The following is a 5,377-nucleotide window of genomic DNA, read 5'->3' as shown; positions in this document are numbered from 1 at the left end:
ACCGCGCGCAACTCGGCGGAATCGGCACCCTCGCCGTCGGTCAGCGCGGCGGCGGTCAGGGTGCGCTCGCGCTGGAGGGCGTCGAGCAGCGTCCGGCTCGCGGCACCCAGCTCGGCCAGCCGGTCCTGCCGGTCGTAGCGGTCGGCGCGGTCCAGGTGGTCGGTCAGCGCCACCCCGCCGAGGGCGAACGCGACCAGGATCGGCACCAGAGTGACCGCGCCGAGCTTGCGCGGCAGAGTCCAGTCACGCCAGCGCAACACCGCCCGCCACCGCGAGCGCGGTGCCGCGTCCTCTCCGAGCAGCCGACCCACGGGCACCCGGCCATCTGACGCAACCTTCACGAAGGTGACTCCTCCTCCGACTTCCCCACCACGACCGACGTCCGGGCCGCACACCGCCACCTCGCGCCGCGGCCCTGCCTGGTGCCGTCGATCCGCGTCGTCCTCACGTCCCGCTCTCGCACCGATCGTTGTCCCCGACGGGCGCGCCACGGTCGTCGCGTGGCCCCGGGGCCGCCCCCGGCCGGCCGTGTCCCGCGGGCCGGTGCCGCCCTGAGATCGGTCAGGGAGGACAGAGCCTACACCACACGGGCGGCCTCCGAGTGTTGTCGATAAGCGCCGGATGACCTGCGAAAACGTTCGTACTTCCCGATCATGACCCGCGTTTCGGCCCGATCTTGGACGCGCCAGGTCACCGTCCGGTTACGGCATTCGTCCAGCACCAGCGGTCAAGTCTCACCCACACAGAGCAACGACCACCTGGGGTTCACCTGTTCAGCGCAGGCCGTCACATGCGTCGGTGGAACGCGCGCGCTGAACTATGCACGATCTTGTGGCAACCACACCGGAAGTGTTCCCGCCCCGAGTGTCAGGCGGCCACCGTCCGCGCACATCTGTCCGGACAACGATCGGCCGGTGTGGTGGCCCGGCGCGGTCACTCGGTGCCGCCAGGGCATCCTCCGCCACCATGCCGCCGGGGGGACAGTGCCGTGCTCGGTCGGCCGGGCGGCGCACCGGCGACTTACCCTCGCAGGAGTGGAGACAACGCTTGACCGGATTCGCGCCTTCCTCGCCGAGCATCGGCCCCCGACCCCCGCACTGGTGATCGACGTCGACACCGTGCTGTCCCGCTACGCCGCGCTCGCGGACGCGTTCGCCCCGGGCCGCGTGCAGTACGCGGTCAAAGCGAACCCGGCACCACCCGTTCTGCGCGCGCTCGCGCGCGCGGGCGCCGCGTTCGACGTGGCCAGCCCCGCCGAGATCGATCTCTGCCTGCGGGCGGGAGCGCCACCGGAGAGCCTGTCCTACGGCAACACGATCAAGAAACCGGCCGACATCGCGACCGCGCACGCCCGCGGTGTCACGGAGTTCACGTGCGACGCCCGCGGTGATCTCGACAACATCGCCCGGCACGCTCCCGGCGCGCGGGTCTCGGTGCGACTGCTCGTCGACGACGGTCCGGACTCGATCACCCCGTTCGGACAGAAGTTCGGCTGCCGTGCCGACGAGGCCGCCCGGCTGTGCCTCGACGCGGCCTCGGCGGGGCTGGAACCGGTGGGGGTAAGCTTTCACGTCGGCTCACAACAGCTGGATCCGGGCGCGTGGGACGTCGCGATCGCATCGGCAGCCAAGGTGTTCACCACGGTGTCCGAACACGGTGTGCGGCTTCACCGGCTGAACGTGGGAGGGGGGTTCGGCGTGCCCTACGCGGGCCCCGCACCGTCGGTGGAGACCTATGCCACCGGCGTCCGGGAGGCGCTGGCCGCGCACTTCCCGGACACACGACCCGAACTGGTCATCGAACCCGGCCGCGCCGTCGTCGCCGAGGCCGGGGTGATTCGCTGCGAGGTGGTGCTGGTGTCCCGCAAGTCCGAAGCGGACCCGCACCGCTGGGTCTTTCTCGACATCGGCCGGTACAACGGACTGGCCGAGACCGAGAACGAGGCGATCGCCTACCGGTTCGACGTCGTCGGCGAGCACACCGGCGCGGACGGCCCTGTGATCATCGCCGGGCCGACGTGCGATGGTGACGACGTGCTCTACCAGCGAACCCCGTACCGGCTGCCGCTGTCGCTGCGACAGGGCGACCGGATCGACATACTCGCGACAGGCGCGTACACGGCAAGTTACTCGTCGGTCGCGTTCAACGGAATAGAGCCATTGCGTACGTACTGCATTTCTGAAGGGAGGCTGATCAGTGCCGAGTGAGTTCGTTCCGGTCGGTGTGTTCTCCGGCAAGCACGTCCTCGCCGAGTTGGACGACATCGAGCCCGACCTGCTCGACGACGAGACTTTCCTGCGCAGCACGTTGGCGAGCACGCTGACCGACGCGGGCGCGACGGTGTGCGAAGTCATCGCTCACCGCTTCGAGCCGCAAGGCGTGACCGTCCTGGCGATGCTGGCCGAGTCCCACGCGTCGGTTCACACCTATCCCGAGATCGGCGCGGTGTTCGTCGACGTGTTCACCTGTGGCGAACGCGCCGATCCCGAGCGTGCCGTTCGACTGCTGGCCGACGCACTCGGCACGCGGTCGGTGTCCATGTCGACGGTCCAGCGCGGCCGCCAGCCCGTGAATGCGAGGACGTGAATGTCGGCACAGATCGTCGAACCGCTGGGCGAGGGCATGACTCGCGTGTGGGATCTCTCGACCGTCGTCCTCGACACCCACACCGACTATCAGCACGTCGTCATCGGGCACACGGCCCACGGGCTCACCCTGTTCTGCGACGACGAACGGCAGAGCACCGAGGCCAGCCAGCTCGTCTACCACGAGGCCCTCATGGTTCCGCCGATGCTGCTCGCGGACACCGTGCGGTCCGTGCTGATCATCGGCTCGAGCGAGGGGGTGGCCAGCAGACTCGCGGTCGAGCAGGGGGCGGAGCACGTCGACCACGTCGACATCGACGAGGCCGCCGTGCGCGCGTGCGCCGAGCACCTCCCCTACGGCTACACCCCGGCCGAGCTCGACGACGCCGAACGCGCCGCGGGTCCGGTGCGCGTGCACTACACCGACGGCTGGGAGTTCCTGTCGACGACGACACACCGCTACGACGTGGTGGTGATCGACCTCCCCGACGAGAACACCGACCCCGAGGCCCAGCACAACCGCCTCTACGGCGCCGAGTTCCTGCGGCGCTGCCAGCGGCTGCTCACCCCCGGCGGAGTCGTGACCGCACAGGCGGGCTGTCCCACGCTCTGGCGGAACGAGACGCTGCTGACGGCGTGGGAGCGGTTCGGCGAGCTGTTCGAAACGGTCGTCTACTACGGCTCCGACGAGCACGAGTGGGCGTTCCTGTCCGGGCGGACCGACCGGGTCGCCGACCCGGTGAACACGATGATCGACGCGCTGCCCGAGGCCGGGTACCGGCCGCGCTCGATCGACGCCGAGGCGCTGCGCGGCAACACCGTGCCGCCGCACTCGGTGCGGGTCACAGCCTCCGACCGGACTCGACACGCCGTGTAACGGCGCGTTCGGCGACGAACGAGAGCAGGGGCACGCATCCGGCGAGCAGCACACCGAGCGTGCCCCTGATCGACCACCGGGCCTTCAGCCCGAGGTCGACAGCGAGCACGAGGTAGACCATGTAGACCACCCCGTGGATCGGGGAGAAGACAGCCGAGGGCTCCGGGTTGTCGAAGCCGTAGCGCAGGATCATCACGGCGACGAGTCCCAGCAGCCCGAGGCCGGTGACGAAGGCGGCGACCCGGAAGCGCAGCAGCGGCTTGCGCAACGACGTGGTCGCCGCCGTCCCACCGTTGTCCGTGGTCACCATCGTCACGTCTCCTCCCGGTCACGGGCGTTGAGCTCGGCAAGGTACCGGTTGTACTCGGCCAGAGCGTCGTCGGTCTCGGTGTCCTTCCGCACGGAGGGGCGGGCCGGCGCGGCGCTGCCCCGCACGGAGGCCGCGGGCGGCTCCACCCGGCCGCCCCGGGCTTGTTCGGACTCCGCCTCGTCCTGCTGGGACCGGCGGGCGCGTTCCTGCTGATTCAGCTTGCGGATGCGCCACACGGCGAACAGCGGGAAGAGGCCGAACAGCGGCCACTGCAACACGTAGCCGAGGTTCTGGAAGCTGCCGCCCGCCGAGGAGTACCGCTGCCACTGCCACCAGGCGAGGCCGCAGCACACGACGAAGCAGGCCGCGCACACGCTCGCGATGACCAGCTTGCGTGCGGTCACGGAACGGAGGGACACGTCCTCGACGCTAGCACTCCCGGCGAGGACGCCGGGCACGCCTCGGCCTCAGAGCCCTCGCGCGCGCTTGGCGTAGCCGTCGGCGAGACCGAAGACCGTGCGGCCGTACTCGGCGGAGTTGTTGTAGGCGAGCACACCATCCCACCAGCCTTCCGCGCTTGCCAGGTCCCGCCCACCGGAACAGAGGTACCGGCCCGCGGACAGGGCCGCGTCGTCGATCTGCTGCGGGTCGGCCCGGCCATCGCCCGAGGCGTCGACGCCGAAGCGGCTCCATGTGCCGGGGATGAACTGCATCGGACCGACGGCCCGGTCGTGCTCGGTGTCGCCGTCGAGACTGCCCCCGTCGGTGTCGGGAATGGCGCGGACGCCCTCCGAACCGTCGAGTGCGATGCCGATGATCGGCGGTGCGGGGCGCCCGTCCACGCCGAGCACGGACCCGCCGTAGCGGCCGTGGTCGGACTCGATCCGGCCAATGCCCGCCAGGGTGGCCCAGGACAGGTTGCACTCCGGCCGGTGAGCCCTGAGCACCAGCTCGGCGTTGCCGTACGCCGCCAGGGCGCGGGAGGGGACGCCCACCACGTCGGCGAGCCGGTCGGCCCATTGCCCGAGGGTGCGCGGCCCTGACCCGCCGCCGTCGCCCGCGTCGGGGGAACCCGACGAGTCGTCCCCGGAGGAGTCCCGCCCTGATCGGCCGTCGTCTCCGCCCTTACCGTCGTCGCCGCCCTCCGCGCCGTCGTCGCCGTCGCCGCCGTCCTCACCGTGTCCCGGTGTGGCCGGGGCTTCGACGTCGCCGATGCTGTCCGGGGCGGGCACCGCCGCTCCCGGCTCCACGGGAGCGGGTTCGAGCGGCAACGCGAGTGTGGCCGACGAGGACCCGGTCCCGGGCGAGACCGTGCGGCCGACCAGCCACACACCAGCCGCGCCGACGGCGAGGACGACCGCCACGACCAGTAGCCGTGCCGCCACCGCCCGCGCGGAGGCACCCGGCAAGCCTGGGCGTTGCTGTTCAGGCACCGGCGGCTCCCTGGCCGCGCGCGCGGAAGGAGGGCCGTGCTCCGGCCGGGGTGACGGCCGGCACGTCACGCGGGAAAACGATCACGGGCACGGTGCCGGACCTTAGCCGATCCGAGCTCCGCGCCGACAGTGCCGTGGCCCGGCGCGCCGACAGTGCGGTGGCCCGGCGCCG

7 protein-coding genes are annotated in these 5,377 nt (G+C 71.3%); 3 read left to right on the top strand and 4 right to left on the bottom strand.

The window, feature by feature from the left end; translation table 11 throughout:
- A partial coding sequence (locus SACSA_RS25970) for a hypothetical protein (RefSeq protein ID WP_198009032.1) occupies nt 1-341 on the bottom strand: 341 nt, incomplete at its 3' end.
- 693 nt (nt 342-1,034) lie between these two features.
- Here SACSA_RS25970 and SACSA_RS0109875 point away from each other — a divergent pair.
- From SACSA_RS0109875 to SACSA_RS0109865, 3 genes are read left to right on the top strand one after another with little or no spacing between them, the layout of a single operon-like run.
- Nucleotides 1,035-2,207, top strand: a complete 1,173-nt coding sequence (locus SACSA_RS0109875) for a type III PLP-dependent enzyme (protein ID WP_028661738.1) — start codon at nt 1,035-1,037, stop codon at nt 2,205-2,207.
- A complete protein-coding gene (gene speD, locus SACSA_RS0109870; protein ID WP_019815493.1) occupies nt 2,197-2,586 on the top strand; it encodes an adenosylmethionine decarboxylase in 390 nt (129 codons plus the stop codon). Before SACSA_RS0109875 ends, speD begins: the two co-directional genes overlap by 11 nt.
- Nucleotides 2,587-3,462, top strand: coding sequence for a spermidine synthase (locus SACSA_RS0109865; RefSeq protein WP_019815491.1), 876 nt, complete (start codon nt 2,587-2,589; stop codon nt 3,460-3,462).
- Here SACSA_RS0109865 and SACSA_RS0109860 read toward each other — a convergent pair.
- Genes SACSA_RS0109860 through SACSA_RS0109850 form a run of 3 tightly spaced genes read right to left on the bottom strand, consistent with a single transcriptional unit; the run spans nt 3,428 to nt 5,136 of the window.
- Nucleotides 3,428-3,772: a DUF3817 domain-containing protein gene (locus SACSA_RS0109860; protein ID WP_028661737.1), complete on the bottom strand. Its 345-nt coding sequence runs from the start codon at nt 3,770-3,772 to the stop codon at nt 3,428-3,430. The two genes, SACSA_RS0109865 and SACSA_RS0109860, sit on opposite strands and share 35 nt — an antisense overlap.
- Before the next feature lie 2 nt (nt 3,773-3,774).
- Complete coding sequence (locus SACSA_RS0109855) at nt 3,775-4,191, bottom strand: glucitol operon activator-like protein (RefSeq protein ID WP_028661736.1); 417 nt, start codon at nt 4,189-4,191, stop codon at nt 3,775-3,777.
- A 48-nt stretch (nt 4,192-4,239) separates the two neighbouring features.
- Entirely contained in the window at nt 4,240-5,136 is an 897-nt protein-coding gene (locus tag SACSA_RS0109850; RefSeq protein WP_019815488.1) for a lytic transglycosylase domain-containing protein, read from the bottom strand.
- Nucleotides 5,137-5,377 lie beyond the last annotated feature (241 nt).

This window comes from Saccharomonospora saliphila YIM 90502 (assembly GCF_000383795.1).
Taxonomy (GTDB): Bacteria; Actinomycetota; Actinomycetes; order Mycobacteriales; family Pseudonocardiaceae; genus Saccharomonospora; species Saccharomonospora saliphila.
The sequence above is the reverse complement of the archived record's forward strand: the minus strand, read 5'-3'. Positions and strand labels throughout refer to the sequence as shown.

Coding starts and splice junctions, on each gene's coding strand:
- SACSA_RS0109865 (WP_019815491.1), top strand. CDS start 2,587: ATGTCGGCACAGATCGTCGAACCGCTGGGCGAGGGCATGACTCGCGTG.
- SACSA_RS0109860 (WP_028661737.1), bottom strand. CDS start 3,772: ATGGTGACCACGGACAACGGTGGGACGGCGGCGACCACGTCGTTGCGC.